Here is a 19651-nt window from a genome sequence, read left to right as displayed (position 1 = left end):
CATGTTAGTTAATAGGATTATGAACCGTGACCAATTTAGTACCGTCAGGGAAGGTGGCTTCCACTTGTACTTCGTGGATCAAATCCACCACGCCGTCCATCACTTGTTCTGCACTAAGCAAGGTTTTACCGAAGCTCATTAGTTCAGCCACCGTTTTGCCATCGCGAGCGCCTTCAATAATTTCCATGGTGATGTAAGCCATGGCTTCTGGATAATTCAGTTTTAAACCGCGATTTAAGCGACGTTCTGCTAATAATGCCGCGGTAAAGACGAGTAATTTGTCTTTTTCTCTTGGTAGTAATTCCATTCTTCAACCCTTTTGTCGTTATTCTATGGCGCTTTTAATGTCTTAATCGTGAGAATTAAGTCGCCCAAATTCTAGGTTCGCACGCTATTTTGTTAATCAGCGCAGGGCGAATCGCTTGCCAGCACTGAGTAAACAGTTGTTTCATTTGCTCGGAATCATCGTGAATGCTGCGCACAATAAGGTATTCGTCTACCAGTGTCGCGCCGCTAAGTGAATTGTGTTCTGTGCAATGGGCACGCAGCGTGTCCATTAGCTCATCATGATTGTCCGATCGGTCAAAAGGTCCTGCAATCATCAGGCCATTTATTGGATTGTTTGCTAAACCGGCTTTCGCTTGAAAAATAGCGCGGCTTTGGTCGTCAATCACCAGTCGCTCACGGACTTTTAGACGGCCATCCTGACGAATTTCAAAACCTTGTTCAGCGTGGCCGTTGGCGAAACTTTCATTGCTTGCAGGTAAGCCAAAGCAAGTGACTTCCCAACCGATAAATTTGGCATTACCCGTCAGATTGATTTGATTCTCAAGGCGCGTGTGGGCGTTGGGATAGAGAATAGCTTCTTGTGGCAGCCATTCCATCACGCTGTCTTGCGGGACATTCAGTTGGGTAATCTGATGCTGCAGAGTTTTGTCATCGCGTGCGCGATAGACTCGACCAGCGCCGGGTGTGGTGATTAATACATGAGTGTTTTCGGCTAGATTCGCGGTGATGGTTAAGCGATCTCCAGAGACGAGTCCACCAGGTGGATGAAGGAGATAGACATGAGCGATATCAGGGCCTTCTGGATAAAAGGGCTTTTGTACGTAAAGAGGCCCTTTATGTTCGCAAGTTTTGAGCACAGTGCCGCGAGCGGTTTTTTGAAAGCCTAAGGTTAGGAATGCATGCCAGTGAGAAGGTGCGCCAGAAGAGGGCGGCGCGTTTTCTTGTTGTGTCACTGGCTGCGTTACCAAGGCAAGATTATGATTATTATCCATTTCTTCCTTTTTAAAAAATCAGCTTGCTCAGCGTGCTAGGGCTATACCGCTAGATACTGCTTGATCAAGGTATCGTTGAGTTTGTCCATTCGGTCTGAAGCTACAATACGACCTTTTTCCATTAAACGGAATTCTTTACCGACGCGTCTCGCAAAACCAAGCTTCTGTTCAATCAAGATCACCGTCATGCCTTCTTCCGCGTTTAACTTCAAAATCACATCGCCGATTTGCTTGACGATGTTGGGTTGTATGCCTTCATTTGGCTCGTCTAAAATAAGCACTTTTGGGTCTAATACTAGAGCGCGTCCAATGGCTAATTGCTGTTGCTGTCCGCCGGAAAGATCGCCGCCACGACGATGCAGCATGTCTTTTAACACCGGAAATAAATCAAAGATTTTCTCCGGTATCTCGTTGCTTTTATGCTTACTTTTCTTGTTCAGCACTGGCAAGCCAATGCGTAAGTTTTCTTCTACCGTTAACATTGGGAAAATATCTCGGCCTTGCGGTACATAGCCAATGCCTGCGTAGGCGCGTTTTTCAGCGCTTTGTTTATTGAGTATTTCGCCATTCATAGTGATCTCGCCGCTTTGAATCGGCAGTAATCCCATAATGGCTTTCAGTAAGGTTGTTTTACCGACGCCATTACGGCCCATAATGCAGGTTATTGAGCCGGGTTCTATGTCTAAATCTAAGCCCCAAAGAATTTGTGTGCCACCATAGAGTTGATCAACATTTTTTATGGAAATCATGAGGTTGCTCCTTCTTCTTGTTCTCCTAAATAGACTTCAATAACATCTTTGTTACTTTGAATCTGGTCCATAGTACCTTCAGCAAGAACAGAGCCTTGGTGCAACACTGTGACGGTTCGTGCAATGCTACGAACAAATTCCATATCGTGCTCGACGACGATCACCGTTCGATCCCCCGCCAGAGAGGTGAGTAGCTCAGCGGTGCGCTCGGTTTCATCTGGGGTCATTCCAGCGACTGGCTCATCAATCAACAAAAGTCTAGGATCTGATACAAGTAACATGCCAATTTCGAGCCATTGTTTTTGGCCATGAGAAAGGGCACCTGCCAGCATAAAGCGGTGCTTAGCCAGACCAATAATCTTTAGCACGTCGTCAATGCGATCTATTTGCGTCGGTGTCAGTCTAGAAAAGAGGGTTGCCAACACGCCTTTATCGGTTTTTAACGATAGTTCCAAATTGTCAAACACGGTTTGTTCTTCAAATACGGTTGGCTTTTGGAATTTTCGACCAATGCCTAGTTGTGCTATTTCAGCTTCGTCTTTATTGAGTAAGTTTTGGTTCTGGCCAAAAAAAACACTGCCAGAATCGCATTGAGTTTTACCGGTAATAACGTCCATTAAGGTGGTTTTCCCCGCACCATTGGCGCCGATCAGGCAACGTAACTCGCCATCATTAATATAGAGATTCAAATTATTCAGGGCTTTAAAACCATCAAAACTTAAATTCAAACCTTCCACATACAAAATGATGTCTTTATCGACGTTGACCTTAGCGTTTTCAGGGGCAAGAAAAGGCCATACCTGATCAGGGCGAAACGTGTGGCGTAAGCTTTCTACGGTATGTTGAATCGCATTCATGCTTCAGACTCCTTAACGGATTGAGTACGGCGTTTTTCCAGTAGTTGGGTGTATAAGCCGACAATGCCTTTGGGTAAATACAGAGTGACTAATACAAACAGACCGCCCAGCGCAAATAACCAAGCTTCCGGTAAAATCGCGGTAAATCGCGTTTTTGCATAATTCACTAACAGCGCCCCAATGACCGCGCCGATCAAGGTGCCCCGTCCACCAACCGCCACCCAGATCACCATTTCGATCGAGTTAATAGGGGAGAACTCGCCAGGGTTGATAATGCCGACCTGTGGTACATACAAGGCTCCTGCAATGCCCGCGATCACCGCTGAGAAAACAAATAACCAAATCTTATAGCGATCGGTTCGATAGCCAATAAAACGTGCGCGTGACTCTGAATCACGAACGGCCAATATCACCTTGCCAAAGCGTGACGAGAGAATGTTATGACTGATGACAAACACCACCGCCAACATGAGCGCCGTAATAGCGAACAAACTCACCCGTGTGGTATCGGACTGTAAGCTGAAGCCGACAATGTCTTTAAAATCTGTTAGGCCATTATTGCCACCAAAGCCCATCTCATTACGAAAGAATGCAAGCAAGAGCGCGTAAGTGAGTGCTTGCGTCATGATGGACAAATACACCCCAGTCACTCGCGAGCGAAACGCTAACCAACCAAATACAAAAGCCAATAATCCCGGAATCAATACTGCCATGATCATCGCAAACCAGAATTGATCCATACCGTGCCAAAACCATGGCAACTCTTTCCAGCCTAAAAACACCATGAAATCAGGCAGATCTGGGTTGCCATAAGCGCCGCGATCGCCAATTTGACGCATCAAATACATGCCCATGGCGTAACCGCCTAAAGCGAAAAAGGCACCGTGTCCTAAACTCAAAATACCGCAATAGCCCCAAATAATATCCACCGCTAACGCCAGCATGGCATAGCACAAATACTTGCCCAATAAGGTAATAGAGTAAGTGCTCACATGCAGTGCGGAATCGGCGGGCAAATAGAGATTCGACAAACACGCCATTGCCGTCACGGCTAACAGGATAATGACAAATGGCATAGTGTGTTTGCCCGATGTGCGTCCTTCTGAAAAATACTGAGTAATCACGCTCATTCTGCGGCCCTGCCTTTTTGAGGAAAGAGTCCTTTAGGACGTTTTTGGATAAACAAAATAATGAACACCAGCACTAAAATGGTGGATAAAACCGCGCCTGTCATCGGCTCAAGAAACTTGGTCGCAATGCCCAAACTGAACGCCGCTACTAAAGTACCGAGCAAGTTACCCACACCACCAAAGACCACCACCATAAAAGAATTAATGATGTAATCTTGGCCAAGATTTGGTCCAACATTAGTGAGTTGACTCAGTGCCACACCAGCAATGCCTGCTATACCGGACCCTAAGCCAAACGTCATAGCGTCTATCCAATTCGTTTTTACACCCATGGCTTTGGCCATATTGCGGTTTTGGGACACCGCTCGGACGTTTAATCCCAGAGAGGTCTTTTTAAGCACCATAACCAAGGCAAAAAATACTAGCAGCGAAAATGCCAGAATATACAAACGGTTTAAAGTGAGTGAGAACACTGGGTTAATTTCCCAAGAGCCACTCATCCAACTTGGTGTAGACACTTGACGGTTTAATGGTGAAAAAATGGTTCGCACCAGTTGTTGTAAAATCAGGCTAATACCAAAGGTAGCTAGCAAGGTTTCTAGTGGACGACCATGTAAGTGACGAATCACTAACCGCTCAATCAGTACACCGACGATACCAGAGACAAGAAAAGCCGCTGGAATAGCAACCCAAATAGAATAGTCGATGTAATTCGGCATCATTAGTTGAACAACATAAGTGGTATAGGCACCGAGCATAATCATCTCGCCATGGGCCATATTGATGACACCCATCACACCGAAGGTAATAGCCAGACCAATAGATGCCAGTAACAGCACAGAGCCAAGGCTCAAACCAAAAAATAACTGGTTCAAAAAACCGAAGCGCTCAACCCGCTGAGTGATCTTTTTCAGCGCGTGCTCTGCCGCGGCTTTAATCGCGGGGTTGTCTTGATTCGTCAGCTGTGTGAGTACATTGCGAGCCGTATTTTCTAAACTGCCAGATAAGCGCTCAATAGCAGCAATGCGTGTGGAATTCGGTAAGCTGGCTTGTCGCGCGGTATTAATCGCCAAGGCTAAGCCCATTTCTGTTTTGACTGTCTGATTAGTCTCACTTGAATAGAGCCGTTCTAAGGTGGTTACTGTCTCTTCATCAAGGCTAGACAGCAACTCTCGAACCGCATTTTTACGTACCTCAGCAGAGGAAGACGTTAACTGAATACGGGCAATGGCATTACGTAAATAACTGCGTAAGTGGTTATTGACCTTGATTTTAGACACGTCTCGTTTGCTAAGATCTGCGACTAATTGCTGACTAAAAATCCCTTGGTAAGTCTTTTGATTCGCATCCTCAATAAGTTGAACAAGTTGCTTATTGGTTTTGATGAAGTACAAATTCCCATTCATCATAGTGCGAAATAGCGGCAACATAGACTCGTCGCTGTTGGCTTCGATTTTCTTTAAAACAGGTAAGAGTTTGCTGTATTTTGCTTTGGTCAGTTCCAGCATTAAAGGCGCAAGTTCGGCGGGTGGCTGATTAGCGGACGGACTTGTCGAGGTAGAAGATTCTGCGCTGTAAGCCTGTGAAGATAAGAGGCCAAAAAGACAGCAGCAAAGTGCTATAAAATGTCTCAAGGTCATACTCCGTGGAGTGAATAGTGGCAAGATGTCTTGCTGGTGGATTCGTTCGTTGCTCTTGGACAGTTGAAACAAGAGGAGACGAGCAGAAAAAGGGACTCTCTGCTCTGTGTGACAGAGAGTCCATACAAACCTGAGAGGTTCGCTATTAAGCATTTCTAACGATATTGACGCTTAGTTTTCGCCTGAACATTTTTTCGTTACAGTGTTGTAATGACCGCAATTGATTGGCGAAGTCCAGTCTGCAATCACGTTCTTAGAGCTTGGTAAATAGTCAGACCAAGAATCCCCAGGAACCGTACTGTCGGTTTCCCAAACCGTTTCAAACTGGCCGTCGTCTTGGATTTCGCCGATCAAAACAGGCTTGCTTAGATAATGGTTTTTATTCATTACTGCCATGCCACCGGTCAAGTTTGGAAACTTCTGCCCGATCATGGCTTTTTCAACCGCATCGACATCTGTTGTACCGGCTTTTTTGACGGCATCAACCCACATATTGAAACCAATATAAGTGGCTTCCATCGGATCGTTCGTAACCGCTTTAGGGTCTTTTTTGAAGGTTTTCCATGCTTTGATGAATTTCTCATTTTCTGGCGTATCGACGCTTTCAAAATAGTTCCAAGCCGCCAAATGGCCAACCAAAGGCTTAGTATCTAACCCCGATAATTCTTGCTCGCCAACCGAGAAAGCCACCACAGGGATGTCTTCAGAAGAAATACCTTGGTTTGCTAACTCCTTGTAAAAAGGCACGTTAGCATCGCCATTAATGGTAGATACCACGGCGGTTTTTATACCTTGGCTACCGAACTTCTTGATTTGCGAGACAATAGACTGCCAATCGGACTGACCAAATGGCGTGTAATTCACCATGATGTCTTTTGCTGGAACGCCTTTTGATTGTAAATACGCTTCCAGAATTTTATTAGTAGTACGAGGATAAACATAATCCGTACCCGCAAGGACGAAACGTTTTACGCCTAGGTCGTTCATCAAGTAATTGACCGCAGGAATGGCCTGCTGGTTTGGCGCTGCTCCGGTGTAAAAAATATTTTTAGAGGACTCTTCCCCTTCAAATTGCACTGGGTAAAACATCAAACCATTCAACTCTTGGAGAACAGGAAGCACCGACTTACGAGACACAGACGTCCAGCTACCGAAAATGACATCTACCTTGTCTTTGCTGATCAACTCACGTGCTTTTTCCGCAAACAACGGCCAATTAGAAGCAGGATCAACTACCACAGGCTCAATCTGCTTGCCCAGCAAACCGCCTTTCGCGTTTTGCTCCTTGATCAGCATCAGCACAGTGTCTTTCAGCGCGCTTTCAGAAATCGCCATGGTGCCGGAAAGAGAATGCAACACGCCCACTTTAATTGTATCCGCCGCCCATGAAGGCACAGCAACCAACGTGGCACCGGTTAATGCAATAGCAGAAACTAACGTCTTAATCTTCATTGTTGAGTCTTCCTATTCGTTATCGTATTTAACAAGAATCCAGATCACAGAATGAGAGGTGAGTTAAACACCGCCTGATTCCGTTGAGTAAGCGAAACCAGTATCTATAGAAACCGTAAAGAAAAGTATTCGCTGAATGACCCAGAGGGGTACGTCATTTGACGTATAGGCGAGGTACTTAAGTTCTATTCCAACACGTAGGATTCCCAGCCTTTATTCTGCTTTTTAATCCAGTAAAGGCCGAGTGTGTAACTTCTGACAATCGATGCAAAACTTTACGTTAAAAGAAAAACCAAAAATCTTTTTAAGCTCTTTGGTTTATGACTTTCGTGGCACATTAAAACGTCTGTTTATCGATTATTTGAGGAAGGTATTTAGTCATTTTTAGATTAGATAAATATAATTAAGTCGCACTATTTAATTGTATCGAAGCAGATGTTTTATAGTTTCAACGCTTTATAAATACCACGACTGGTAGCCACCAAGCCGTATAGTTACTGGTTTTATTACCTTTAGCCAATGACTCATGCCTATATGAATACTAAAATCGGATAAAGTCGAAATGAAAGATGACGTTATGAATAGCTTATCCAAGACAGGAATACATTAAAACCAGTAACCACAGTCCTTAAGGTCCCTTTCGGTTTATTTTTCAGTCTTCTTTTATACTTAATACTTTTTCTCAAGGAAGATGAGCCGAATTATGCCAATGCCGAAAAGACAGCAAGTATGTTTAGGCGATACCCCTTATTAATATAACGTAGCTCTATGTGTTTGTAGAGTATTTTTATGGGGTGAAGGTCCATTTACAGGTACCAGCTACGAATATCGACGTAGCATGGATTTAGATACATTGAGTAAAATAGTCGGTGATGATAGATCGTTAAAAAGCCAGCATGGGTAACCATACTGGCTTATAAGGTGTCTTTTGCCTGTTTAGACAGAAAGAAAGCTAATTTTCTGAAAACTTAGTTAATTTGATTTTGTAAAAACTCAGCACGGTGTGCATTGTCTTCAGAAGCTTTAATAGTTGGTGCGAAAGCAGCATTATTATTAAGGTCTACATTAAAGTTTTGTGTCTGAGATTCTAAACCTAAAGAGCTGATCTGAGAGCGTACAGATTTACCGTATGTTGCATCGCCTGGTGCTGCAAAAGCCATAGTAGCAATAGAAGATGCGGCAAGAAGAGTCAGTGCGCTTTTAGTAAAAGTATTCATAATGTATCACCTTAAATATAATTCGTTTAATAGACATATTGTCTGTGTTGTTTCTATGTTTAAAATAATACCAGTTAACTGAAAAATAAAAAGGCTATGCAGTGTAGTGTCACGTTACATTCTATTATTCAAATTAATGATCTTATTCTCTTAAAATAAGCACATTGTGTATACTTCTGTTAAGTTGGATTTTTTGTAGATCTTTATTGCTATTGATATATGGGATTGAGTGGTTGTGAAGTGCATCTTAGATATATTGAGCAATATAGGCAGTGATGATAGAAAACTAAAAAGCAACTTTTCACGATGTGCATGGGGAAAAGAAATTAAGCATAGTACTTCCAGTTTTTCAGCTTGTTTTTAGCTCTTCAAGTCTTATTTCTATGTTATGTTTAGTTGATTTTCTCTCATCCTGAATTTTGATAAACACTTTTATGACGAACAATATGAAAAAATCTTTTTCTCCATCCTGTGATAGAAACCAGCAGCCGATTCTTGAACAACTTTCTGTGTATTTTAAAGAGTGCCAACAAGTACTTGAGATAGGATCTGGTACAGGTCAACATGCGGTGTTTTTCGCTAAATATTTGCCCCATTTGCTTTGGAATACCAGTGATATGCTCGATTATCATGGCAGTATTCAGGCTTGGATGGAGGACGCTAATTTGAGCAATCTGGTTGCTCCTATTGTGTTTCATTTTGGAAAGAATGACTGGCCAGAGTTAGATATAGATGCGGTCTTCACGGCTAATACGACGCACATTATGCAGCGCGATGAGGCAAAGTTGATGATGGAAACCATCGCTTCTCATCTAAAATCAGGTGGTGTGTTTTGCCAATATGGGCCTATGAATGCAAATGGAAAATACACCAGCGAAGGCAACCGAGATTTCGATCATCATTTGCAACAAAGTGGTTGTGGCGGTATTCGTGATATAGAAGAGTTAGTTGAATGGGCCGCTGGTATGACATTAATAGAACAAATATCAATGCCTGCCAATAACTTTTTGTTAGTCTGGAAAGTACTTTAAATTCCCCTGTTATTTTCTGATTTAACAAGGGTGATCAGGGTATATAAATAAGCTTCAAACAGTGGATAAATTCCCTGTTTGAAGCTTCGACGATAATACGTTACATCAGAAATAAGTTGTAACGTATTTTATTATGGTCCTTAAAATAGACTCAGCACACAACAACATTCTCTTGTGTTATTTATGTATTTACTTCAACGGTTTTAATTGTTCAATTTTTGGAATAAGAACCCAAACAGCAACGATTGCGATAATAGCTAAAGCCGCACCGATAAGGAATGCAGGGGTGTAGTTCCCGCCAGCGGTTAGCATCGGGACAAGTGCGGTAAGCCCGAGTGCACCAAGTTTAGCCGCCATGCCGGAGTATCCTGATAGTGTACCTACTGACTTTTTACCATAAAGGTCACTTGGAAGAGTTTGAAGGTTACTAATAACGGTTTGGAAGCCAAATAAAATAACCGCCATAATGATCACTGCCGTAGTCGGCCCACCAGGTTTTGCCATTGCTAATAGCGCGGGTAGCATAATTAAACACCCTAGAGTAATTATTATTTTGCGTGTTTTGTCTATACTCCAGCCAGCTTTTAAACGATTTTGTGCAAGAAGGCCGCCAAACCAAGCGCCAAACATCGCCCCCACATAAGGTACCCAACCGTAAATACCAATGGATTTAACATCCATACCATATACTTGATTAAGATAAATGGGAATCCAGAAGACAAACAACCACCAGATGGGCTCAACCACAGTTGAGGCAATGATTACTCCCCAGCTCTCTTTACGAGAGAGGAGTTCGCTTGTTGTCGGGTTGTATTCTTCTTCGTTAGGTGAGTCGTTTTCATCAGTGTTTTTTTGACCTGATAAAATATATGCACGCTCCTTGTCAGTAATCCAAGGATGGGATTTAGGAGGGGCTTTGACTAATATCATCCATGGAACAAGCCACAATAAACCGAGTAAGCCTATTGTCACAAAAACCATTTGCCAATTAAAATAAACAGTCATGTATGCGACTAACGGAGTGGCGATAATACCTCCAATGGCAGCTCCCGAATTGAAAATACCTTGGGCTAAAGCGCGCTCTTTAGTAGGGAACCAGTCAGCGTTACTTTTAGCTGCGCCGGGCCAGTTACCAGCTTCTGCAACCCCTAATATTGAGCGAACAAGGCTAAAACTAAGAATGCCTTGGGCAAATGCGTGAGCGGCAGTGGCTAGTGACCAAACGCCAATAGACAGTAAGAAACCAAATCGCGTTCCTATCCAGTCAAAAATTTTACCAAATATGGCCTGACCAAAAGCATAAGATAAGATGAAAACCATGGAGATGGTTGCGTATATTTGCTTACCCTCAAATGTACTCTGGTTAGGAAATAAGTCTTTTACAATATCTGGCCAGAGTACCGAGATCGCTGAACGGTCAATATAATTTATTATAGTAGCTAAGGCGATTAAGGTGACAACCCACCAACGTAAGTTAATGATTTTCATTGTTATTTCCTCTCAAGAAATCTTCACGTGGAGGACTAAATGTATCGATTAAAATTCCGCCCATTGGGCAGGTTGCACCATGGTCTGCATGAGGTGGTATTAAGCAGCTATCGCCAGCGCTTAAAACCTTGGTGACACCATCTATATTAAAGTAAAATTCACCTTCTACTATATAGGTGATTTGAGAATGTCGGTGAGCGTGATTGTAACCAATGGCACCTTTATCAAACCAAATTTTCACCATCATTAATTCATCATTATAGCCTAGAATTTGGCGTTTAAGCCCACCTCCTATGTCTTCGATTTCTGTTGTATTTGCATATGAAAAAACGTCGCTTTGATTCATTTTTGACCTCTTATTGTTATGTAATGTCAGCCTATATTAATGATGTTTTCTGGATTAATTTCATCGTATAAATAGCCACAATATGGCACTAATAATATAGTAAATATCAATCACAATATGATTTATGTTGATTGTTTTGTATTACCAATGTTTTTTAAATCATTTATAAACACCCTAATATATAGGATATTAATAGAAATCATAATAAATCGCCAGTTAATTTGTAATACAAATAAAGAATAACTGTTCGATTTCAGTATCAATTGTGTATTAAAAATGAAAGTCAATTTTGGTCAGATGAGACCTGTGATCTTATGCTGTTTTCTACTTTTACGGAGCTATTTCTCAGTGAGTTATTTCAGTAAGTGATGAGGTGTTTTCTATTACTTAACCAAGGTATTATTGGGGGGCTAAAAAACCTAGAGTACAACTCAAAAGAGCTGAGAAAAAGAAGAGTTTATCTACATCTATAGTTTCGTTATTAGGTTTTATCATGGTTGCTGATTCAGGTATTGAGCCGGTAAAAGATGAGCCGGTTGCGCACAGTAGACTGATGTTAAAATAGGAAGGGAGTTAGTATTCTCAGTTTCGCCCGATAAGTCGAATGCCAATAAATTTATCGTTTATGAATCATTTGTAAATTAAGCTGTTTTTGGCCGCCATCAAGTAAGAACGAAAGCGTCTAAATGAATTTAGGTGACTAAGAACGTTGAAGGCATTATCAAATATTTTATGGATCAGATTAAGCTTAGCTATTAGGAGAAGGGTAAATTATGAAGTATAAATATTGGTTAAGTATTTTTGTTGTCATTCTTAGTGGTTGTACGACGAACACTCAAGAAGTAAAAGCGCTACAAGGCAAGGTTGAGCAATTACAAACTAAATTGGCTGAATCAGAAAATAGCCAGCGCCAAGAAGTGAATGCGAAAGGATTGTCTTATGGTGGTGTGGTGCGTAGTGCTGCGACGATAGATTCTCCTCGGTTATTATCTTTAAAAGCAGGCGATAAGTTAGAGATTTTAGAGCGTGTAAAGGAGTTTAGAAATGGTTATCACTGGTTCAAAATTCGTACTCAAACGGGTGTAGTGGGTTATCAATGGGGTGGGCTTTTGTGTTCTTTTAGCCCAAATAATGTAGGTACTTTTCGTAGTTGTGTGAATTTTTAAATAGAGCAGTGTAAAACGCTTTTTACTGCGTTATTTGATATAAAGGACTAATCATGTTTTCTAAAACCGCGGTCTCTTTTGCGCTAATTTGTATGATGTCTTCTTCGGTTCAGGCTGAAGATTTACTTCAGCGTAAAACCTCAGAGTTAACAAGGATTGAAGCGACTCTGATTGCGGAAATTCATCAACGAACTTGTCAGACTATTTTGCCATCAGATATCTCTTACATGGCGTTCACGAAAGGAAAGAGAGACGCTGATAAGAAGAAGCTCGCGGCGAATATTTATAAACTGATTGCGATGAAAATGGCTTTATTAGAGAGAATGAAGGTGCGTGAAACCACAAAAACGCATGATGCTTTTGCGAGTGTTGATCTAAGTGATATCAATGTTGCTGATGACGATGATTTAACGTATGAAAATCCATACATCGCTCCTGTGACTATATCTCTAGGTGGCGTTTCGCGATTAATGTTAACGAATAGTGGTTCTACTGGGTCAGAGGTGCCAAGCCTGCCTTTCAATATAACTTACTGTGAGAAAGGAGACCTGTTTATTAATGGCCACCAGGTTGATCCTATGAGTAAGCGCGTCAACTTTAAAATCTTCTTCGATCACTCTACTTTTAATGTTTCTGCGCACATGACTGCCACTAAAAGCGGTTGGGAATAGTCGCTATTTAATCGGACAAAAAAGACCTTGTAGACATTATTCTACAAGGTCTTTTTATTGTCTAATTTTCGTTGTATAGCGCGATTACTTAATTGTGGTTTTAAAGATTTTTCCTTCTACGTTACTAAACTGCAAGGTAATAGGTTGAGCAGCGTTTAGACTGCTGTCTTTAGGTAGTGTGAATGACCATGTTGCTTTTGAACCTAGCTGGCAGCGGACTGCATATGGCATGGCTTTACAGGTAGACCAAGGAGCAAATTGGTTGTTAATAGTGACGGCGGTAGGGTCTTTTAATGACGTCGCAGGGTAGGTCGCTATGGCTTGGTTGTTTTGCATCACAGTAACTTGAGTAATGTAAGCCCCTTGAGTGTCTGGACCCGCATTGATGTAGCTGTTTACGTCTATCTTATTGCCATCTATTTTAGCTTGAGAAAGCGCGACGTAATGATTTGCGTTGTCGATTCGTTTGCCTAATGGGGTAACGAGTGCGCCAAAGTTGTAGCCATAAAAAGCGACGGTAAAGAGGATGGATAAGCCGCCCATGATGACCGAAAATTTTACTAATTGAGGCATGGATAATGGTAACGGACCACTGGTTAACCAGCGTGCCCAATTCATGTTGTTTTTCTCAAATTTGCTTTGAAATAACTGATCGACGGAGTACTTTCCGCCGCCAGTAATTAAAGTGACTGATGCGGTTGCAAACCCAAAGGCGGCCATTGTCCATTCGTCTAAGCAGGTGGTTCCCATCCAACCGAAAATGACCATTAAGGTACAGGCCAATCCAATGCTGATAAGCGACATAAGGCGTGTTGCAAAACCAATGATTAAGCCGACACCGACAACAAGTTCAACTAAGGTGAAAAAGATAATAGAAACGTACAATAGCGTGCCATGAGCCAATAACCAGTACATAACACCGGACAGGTCAAAGGCCATTCCAGGTGCTGCGTGTACTAATTTATTTGCTAGATAAGCATGGGATGTTGGATCGAGTTTCAACGGTGCGTAGATAAGTCGACGGCTAGCGCCACCCCAATAAATCCAACCAGTGATTAGGCGTACTGCTAGGGCCATTAATCCTGCCATTTGCCAAAATGCAGGGGATAGTAATAGGTTTCCATCGGTTTTTTTCTGATCTACATATTCCATACCGAAGCCTTCAAAGTGAGTTGATTTAGACGTATTAGACATAACCTTAGAACTATTTATATTGATCGTTATCAAGAATAATGAGGTTCATAAATGAGAATAATAATTTATGCTATATCTTTGCATTTCTCTGATTTTTGTTGAATAAGTCAATTAATGTTGCGTTTATATTGAATGTCATTTTTGATCTATAAATCACCTAATTAAACTCTTTGAATTAGCGGTTGTTGATACTGAACACTTGATCTATATTGCATAGATCAAGTGTTGTTTTTATGTGTTTTTTTCTTCTCTTTATTCGGCACGTTCTGTGCTGTTACTTGTTCTGATCTAAGGACGAATATGACTTTTGATTCAACGGGTTCGGTGGCTAAATTTGGCACTTTATTAGGAATGGCGCCAGGCAATGTCCCTGTCTATTCTTCAGATTATGATTCTGCCGACGAAACGGAATTGCCCAATCGAAATGCGTATCGTCATTATGTTGATGGCGTATACATGGGGCATAAGTGGCAATGCGTAGAATTCGTACGGCGTTGGTGGTATCTGAATCGCGGTTACATTTTTGATGATGTGGCGATGGCGTATGATATTTTTCGTTTAACGTCTGTGCGTGTTTTAGCCGATGGAAGTCGTTTGCCGTTGAAGTCGTTTCGTAATGGTTCTTTACGTCATCCTGAAGTAGGGGCGTTATTGATTTGGAGCGAGGGTGGAGAGTTTGAAGTCACTGGGCATGTGGCGATTGTTACTGAAGTATACCCAGATAAACTGCGCTTGGTAGAGCAGAATGTGGGTCATCAGATATGGCCTAAAGGTCAGAATTATTCTCGAGAATTGCCTGCGCGAATTAGTGATGATGGTGGCTATTGGCTTCGTTGCTCTTATGGTGATGCGTCTATTTTAGGTTGGGTTATTCAAACCGATGACGATACGTATGCCGAACGAATTGAACCAGACGACCCTGCGCTCTTTGATTTGACATTACGGCATGTTCTGAATAAAGGGCAAGCGTCTAGAGCTTGGTTAAACGTAGCGAACCCAGATGAAGAGGCATTTGTCGATATGATGGGCGGGCATAAGTTAGCCAGTTGTCCAGAAGACGATTATCGCTATATGGTGATGTCGGAAACAGCAGAGCGGGAGCTGAAACGGGCAACGAATGAGCTGCATGCGTTGTTTATGCACGCAACGAATCATGTGTTGCAAAACGATGAGCTGTTGGCAAATTTTAATATTCCACAGGCCTTGTGGCCGAAGATTCATCAATCTTGGGATAATCGTCGGAATCAAATGATCACTGGGCGCTTTGATTTTAGTATGTCGGCGCGCGGTATTAAGGTGTACGAATACAATTGTGATTCGGCGTCTTGTTATATGGAAGCTGGTTTGGTTCAAGATAAATGGGCCAAGCATTATGGCTGTCATGATGGTAAAAGCTCGGCGACGGCATTAGTAGAAAATTTGATTGATGCGTGGCAACACAGCGACGTGGACAGTGTGCTTCATATTATGCAAGACACTGATTTGGAAGAGAATTATCATGCGTTGTTTATGAAAAAAGCGATAGAGCGAGCTGGCATCGTTTGTAAAGTAATTAAAGGAGTGGCGGGTTTAACCTGGGACACTGATGGTGATGTGGTTGACCCTGAGGGAAACAAGATTCGTTGGGTATGGAAAACGTGGGCGTGGGAAACCGCATTGGATCAGATTCGTTCTGAATGCGACGATGATGAGCAACGTTTACGTGAGTACAAAACGGATGTTCCTCGCAGTGTCGCTCCGCGTTTGGTGGATGTGTTATTGCGCGAAGGGGTGATGGTGTATGAACCACTTTGGACTTTAATCCCCAGTAATAAAGCCATTTTACCCGTGCTGTGGAGTTTGTTTCCTAACCATCCTTACTTGTTGAATTCTTCGTTCGAACTCACCGAAGAACTACAAGAAACAGGTTATGTAAGTAAACCAATCGCTGGTCGATGTGGATTTAACATCAGCCTATATGATGGCAGTGAAACCTTAATGGAAGAAACTGAAGGGCGGTTTTCGCACCAAGATCAAATATATCAAGCGCTTTGGAAGCTACCAGACATTGAAGGGTATAAATCACAGATCTGTACTTTTTCCGTAGGTGGACATTTTGCCGGCAGTTGTATTCGTGTGGATCCGTCGTTAGTGATCACCAAAGACAGCGACTTAATGCCGCTGCGAGTCGTGGAATATAATAATTTATTAGGGGGCGAGCCCAACGACAATTCTTAGTTCGCTGTTGTTTTTTGATAATCACTTTGATGCAAAAATGTTGTTATTGAGCGATAAACTGAATTGCATTCTTCAGGAACGAGATTTTCCATATTGAGAAAAGTATGGATCATGTCACTAAAATGAATGTGTTCGGCATACCCTCCGTTGTCTAACACCTTTTGGACATATTGCATTCCTTCGTCTCTAAGTGGACAGAATTCGGCAGTAAATACTAAGGTGTTAGGTAAGTTACAGGTAAAGTTACAGTGTAAGGGGGAGGCTTTTTTACGATTATCCACTTTATGAAAATAGTGATCAAAATACCAAGCGATCTTATCTTTTTGTAGTAAATAGCCTTCCGCATTCTGCTCTATTGATGGGCAAGACATAGTGTAATCTAGACTAGGGTAGATCAGAATTTGCTTGTTAATAGACACTAGGTCATCAAATTGTGCTTTGGCCGCCACGGTTGCTACCATTGCGCCGCCGCCAGAATCGCCGATTAGAGATAATGTTGAAATGTATTGAATACCAGCATTGTCTAAGGTGTCATAAATATTTTTAGTGACGGCATAGGCGTCGTTTATGCCTGCTGGGTAACGGCATTCTGGAGCCAGTCTATATTCTATTGATACAACAATGTGCTGGGTGGCATTGGCGAGCTTTCGACAAATAGGGTCATAAACGGTGACTGACCCTGACATATGACCACCACCATGACAAAAAATAAGAATGGGTAGGGGGTGCTCCGGAACAGGGTTATAGATTCGTATTGGTACGTCATACTCATCATTTTTTACTATATCATCTGTGATGCGAGCGACATTTTGAACATCAGTGATAAAAGCTTTAGTTAAGTTGGCTAATCCCTCTCTGGCGTTGATAGGCGTTGGCTTAAAGCCATTTTCAAGCAGAGTAGGTATGGTGATATTGTTTAAATTATTGAGCCAAGATTGTAATTTTGGACTTACTCTACGCATAATGAATCACTCCAAATGAAAACCCAACAATACCTGGGGCTATCCTTTGCTTTAATTAGTTTGCTTGTTGTTAGTTTCTTTTAGGAAGAAGCTAGATAAGAAAATAGTACTCGACATACCCACGGCGATAAATGCAGCGACTAATGAATTGTTCATTGAATCTGCAATACTGGTTGCTATCGTCATATAGATCATTTCAAGCACATAGGCTGCAGACCAAAAAATACCAGCAGCGATGGCTACTCGAGCAGGGAAAGTGTCCGATTGTTCTTGCATCATGGTAAGCAAAGAACTCATTGGTGAGAACATGCACACGCCACACATTAATCCAGCCGCCATCGCTAAACTAGGAATACTGGTTGTTACCGCTATTGCAGCAAAAACAGTAATACCTAGGCCAAACCAACGTAAAGCTTTAACACGCTGAGGGATAAATTTTGGGACGACAAATACGCCAACCGTGGTTCCAATCATTCCACCCGCAATCATGATAGAGCTGAGGTATTTAGATTCAATAGCAAAACCTGGAATATTAGGAAATAGAGTAAATACTGATATGTAGCAGAAAAGGAGGCCAGAATAGCCGATTGCGATTGTCCAATTAAACTTTTCTTTAAGGCCTTCTTTCATCGTATAGCCACGAGCAGATGTACCATCGTCTTTTTTTGTTATGTCGAAATTGGTGCCAACAAATAACCATACAAGCATTGCTATCGCACTTAAACCAGCCATTGTTAGCATAGTGGTTTGCCAACTACCCGCGAGAGTCATAAGTGCGCCAACACCTAAAACGGCGATTAAATTCCCAGTATTAAATGCATCTGCGTTTAACGCATTTGCAACCATACGGCTTTTGGGCTCTTTAAAAGTGTTCATTACGATTGGTGCGGTAACAACTAAGACCAATGCGCCACCAAAACCAAGTATTAAGCGAGAAAGTAAGTACAGATTGTAGCTGGAGGCAAACGCCCCCATACCGCCAAGAATGACTAAAATAGAAGCCATCGTAAATACGTTTTTAGGCCCTAGTTTTACAAGAAACCAAGCGGCGAAAATATTGCCCACAATTTTAGCAATAGCAATCATGTTGGTCGCCATTGCAATCATTGTTAGGCCTCCAGTATCAAACGTTTTCATGATTTCTGGGCTCATCATGCTTGAGCCTGCCCATGCAAATGCAAACAGCACGTAAGTAAGGAATAAGATTCCCTCGATTAAATACTTTTTCATGTGAATGACCTTGTTGAATTGCAATAGAGATTTATGGTCTCTAAGAAGCTAATGAGAAAAAACACTAGCTAGGCTGGTTAATTTTTGTACTTATTAGAGTGTTATTTAATTATGCCTTAATGTTGTCAAAGTCAATTATATTTGCTTGATATGAATTCCTATTAACGTTTTTTATTTCAAAATAATCAATAGGGAGTGAGTCCCGATGCTCTATATGTAAATGAAAGTGGCCGTTATTGACAGTTGCTATCAATGTGATTTGTATCAAGGCTATTGATGAGTTTGATCCTTATTAGTTGTGGATTTTTCACTGCTCAAATTTCTTCAGTGTGTTAAGGTTTCGGCTACCTAAAGCGTGCTGGCGAACTAAGTCGCGTGCTGACATTATTGAAAGTATTTAGAAGGAAAAGGTTGTGTCCGACGCTCAATCTGTACAGGTTAATAAACTAGAAAAATTAAGAACCGCTTGGTTGCCAGCGGTTGAGTTTTTATTTGGCGAGGCAGCACCAGAAGCGGAGTTTGTTGGTTTTGAAATGAACGCAGACTCAGCAAAGCCTATGGCCTTGTTTGAGAATGATAAAGCACCATACCAATACAAGATCCAGATGCCTGTGCGCAGCTTTACCAATGACGTAATGTTGTTGGCGGATGTGATCCAAGAAATGGTACGAGGCTTATTTCCAGCGAGCGAAAAAGGTCATAAAAGTACATCATTGTGCGAAGGTACTGTGGTTTATGGCGCTATCATGGCGATCAAGCAAGTGTTTGGTGAAGAGTCTGTTGATTCATACCTAAATGCGTTGCGTAAAAATGCGCCTACTTATTATGATGCTTTTTCCTATGTGGCAGTGTTGTTAACAGAAGACCCACAGGCGATTAAGAAATTGCGAGCCATTCAGCCACTTTTGTATAAGGTGACAAAAGAAGATTTTGATACGGCAAATATCGATATTAATCGCAAGGTAAAGGATATTCTGCTGCTGACTTTTCGCTCTTAACGCTACCTACGCTGATTTTTCTT

At 41.9% G+C, this 19651-nt stretch carries 18 protein-coding genes; 5 read left to right on the top strand and 13 right to left on the bottom strand.

Features of this window, described 5'->3' with window-relative positions:
- Positions 1 to 4 precede the first annotated feature (4 nt).
- The 8 genes from E0D70_RS09260 to E0D70_RS09225 form a co-directional block, all read right to left on the bottom strand.
- Complete coding sequence (locus E0D70_RS09260; protein ID WP_133011993.1) at positions 5 to 307, bottom strand: urease subunit gamma; 303 nt, start codon at positions 305 to 307, stop codon at positions 5 to 7.
- A gap of 55 nt (positions 308 to 362) precedes the next feature.
- Positions 363 to 1280 (bottom strand): urease accessory protein UreD, encoded by a 918-nt coding sequence (locus E0D70_RS09255; RefSeq protein ID WP_133011992.1) that lies wholly within the window; start codon positions 1278 to 1280, stop codon positions 363 to 365.
- A 41-nt stretch (positions 1281 to 1321) separates the two neighbouring features.
- Positions 1322 to 2029: an urea ABC transporter ATP-binding subunit UrtE gene (gene urtE, locus E0D70_RS09250; RefSeq protein WP_133011991.1), complete on the bottom strand. Its 708-nt coding sequence runs from the start codon at positions 2027 to 2029 to the stop codon at positions 1322 to 1324.
- A complete protein-coding gene (gene urtD / locus E0D70_RS09245; RefSeq protein WP_133011990.1) occupies positions 2026 to 2886 on the bottom strand; it encodes an urea ABC transporter ATP-binding protein UrtD in 861 nt (286 codons plus the stop codon). Before urtD ends, urtE begins: the two co-directional genes overlap by 4 nt.
- Positions 2883 to 4016: an urea ABC transporter permease subunit UrtC gene (urtC, locus tag E0D70_RS09240; protein ID WP_133011989.1), complete on the bottom strand. Its 1134-nt coding sequence runs from the start codon at positions 4014 to 4016 to the stop codon at positions 2883 to 2885. Before urtC ends, urtD begins: the two co-directional genes overlap by 4 nt.
- Entirely contained in the window at positions 4013 to 5656 is a 1644-nt protein-coding gene (gene urtB, locus E0D70_RS09235) for an urea ABC transporter permease subunit UrtB (RefSeq protein WP_133011988.1), read from the bottom strand. The genes urtC and urtB overlap by 4 nt, the downstream gene beginning before the upstream one ends.
- Positions 5657 to 5827: 171 nt before the next feature.
- Complete coding sequence (gene urtA, locus E0D70_RS09230; RefSeq protein ID WP_133011987.1) at positions 5828 to 7108, bottom strand: urea ABC transporter substrate-binding protein; 1281 nt, start codon at positions 7106 to 7108, stop codon at positions 5828 to 5830.
- A gap of 968 nt (positions 7109 to 8076) precedes the next feature.
- On the bottom strand, positions 8077 to 8325 hold the full coding sequence (locus E0D70_RS09225) for a hypothetical protein (protein ID WP_133011986.1): 249 nt from the start codon (positions 8323 to 8325) through the stop codon (positions 8077 to 8079).
- Between the two features lie 446 nt (positions 8326 to 8771).
- On the opposite strand from E0D70_RS09225, the gene E0D70_RS09220 reads away from it, so the two are divergent.
- Positions 8772 to 9356: a DUF938 domain-containing protein gene (locus E0D70_RS09220; RefSeq protein WP_133011985.1), complete on the top strand. Its 585-nt coding sequence runs from the start codon at positions 8772 to 8774 to the stop codon at positions 9354 to 9356.
- A 189-nt stretch (positions 9357 to 9545) separates the two neighbouring features.
- On the opposite strand, the gene E0D70_RS09215 is transcribed toward E0D70_RS09220, so the two are convergent.
- Both E0D70_RS09215 and E0D70_RS09210 read right to left on the bottom strand, forming a co-directional pair.
- Positions 9546 to 10844 (bottom strand): MFS transporter, encoded by a 1299-nt coding sequence (locus tag E0D70_RS09215; protein ID WP_133011984.1) that lies wholly within the window; start codon positions 10842 to 10844, stop codon positions 9546 to 9548.
- A complete protein-coding gene (locus E0D70_RS09210) occupies positions 10831 to 11190 on the bottom strand; it encodes a cupin domain-containing protein (RefSeq protein ID WP_133011983.1) in 360 nt (119 codons plus the stop codon). The genes E0D70_RS09215 and E0D70_RS09210 overlap by 14 nt, the downstream gene beginning before the upstream one ends.
- A gap of 773 nt (positions 11191 to 11963) precedes the next feature.
- Here E0D70_RS09210 and E0D70_RS09205 point away from each other — a divergent pair.
- The gene (locus E0D70_RS09205) at positions 11964 to 12356 is read left to right on the top strand and encodes an SH3 domain-containing protein (RefSeq protein ID WP_133011982.1); all 393 of its coding nucleotides are present in this window, start codon (positions 11964 to 11966) and stop codon (positions 12354 to 12356) included.
- A 53-nt stretch (positions 12357 to 12409) separates the two neighbouring features.
- Entirely contained in the window at positions 12410 to 13027 is a 618-nt protein-coding gene (locus E0D70_RS09200) for a hypothetical protein (RefSeq protein WP_133011981.1), read from the top strand.
- 84 nt (positions 13028 to 13111) lie between these two features.
- Here the strand turns inward: E0D70_RS09200 and E0D70_RS09195 are convergent, their stop codons facing one another.
- Positions 13112 to 14221: a TQO small subunit DoxD gene (locus E0D70_RS09195; protein ID WP_133011980.1), complete on the bottom strand. Its 1110-nt coding sequence runs from the start codon at positions 14219 to 14221 to the stop codon at positions 13112 to 13114.
- Between the two features lie 300 nt (positions 14222 to 14521).
- On the opposite strand from E0D70_RS09195, the gene gss reads away from it, so the two are divergent.
- A complete protein-coding gene (gene gss, locus E0D70_RS09190) occupies positions 14522 to 16438 on the top strand; it encodes a bifunctional glutathionylspermidine amidase/synthase (protein ID WP_133011979.1) in 1917 nt (638 codons plus the stop codon).
- On the opposite strand, the gene E0D70_RS09185 is transcribed toward gss, so the two are convergent.
- A complete protein-coding gene (locus tag E0D70_RS09185; protein WP_133011978.1) occupies positions 16435 to 17400 on the bottom strand; it encodes an alpha/beta hydrolase in 966 nt (321 codons plus the stop codon). The two genes, gss and E0D70_RS09185, sit on opposite strands and share 4 nt — an antisense overlap.
- A 51-nt stretch (positions 17401 to 17451) precedes the next feature.
- Positions 17452 to 18630 (bottom strand): MFS transporter, encoded by a 1179-nt coding sequence (locus E0D70_RS09180; protein WP_133011977.1) that lies wholly within the window; start codon positions 18628 to 18630, stop codon positions 17452 to 17454.
- Between the two features lie 413 nt (positions 18631 to 19043).
- Here E0D70_RS09180 and E0D70_RS09175 point away from each other — a divergent pair, with 413 nt between their 5' ends.
- Positions 19044 to 19628, top strand: a complete 585-nt coding sequence (locus tag E0D70_RS09175) for a hypothetical protein (RefSeq protein WP_133011976.1) — start codon at positions 19044 to 19046, stop codon at positions 19626 to 19628.
- Positions 19629 to 19651 lie beyond the last annotated feature (23 nt).

The organism is Marinomonas flavescens, from assembly GCF_004352835.1.
Taxonomy (GTDB): Bacteria; Pseudomonadota; Gammaproteobacteria; order Pseudomonadales; family Marinomonadaceae; genus Marinomonas; species Marinomonas flavescens.
Note: the sequence above shows the minus strand (reverse complement) of the source record. Positions and strands in the feature narration are given on the sequence as shown.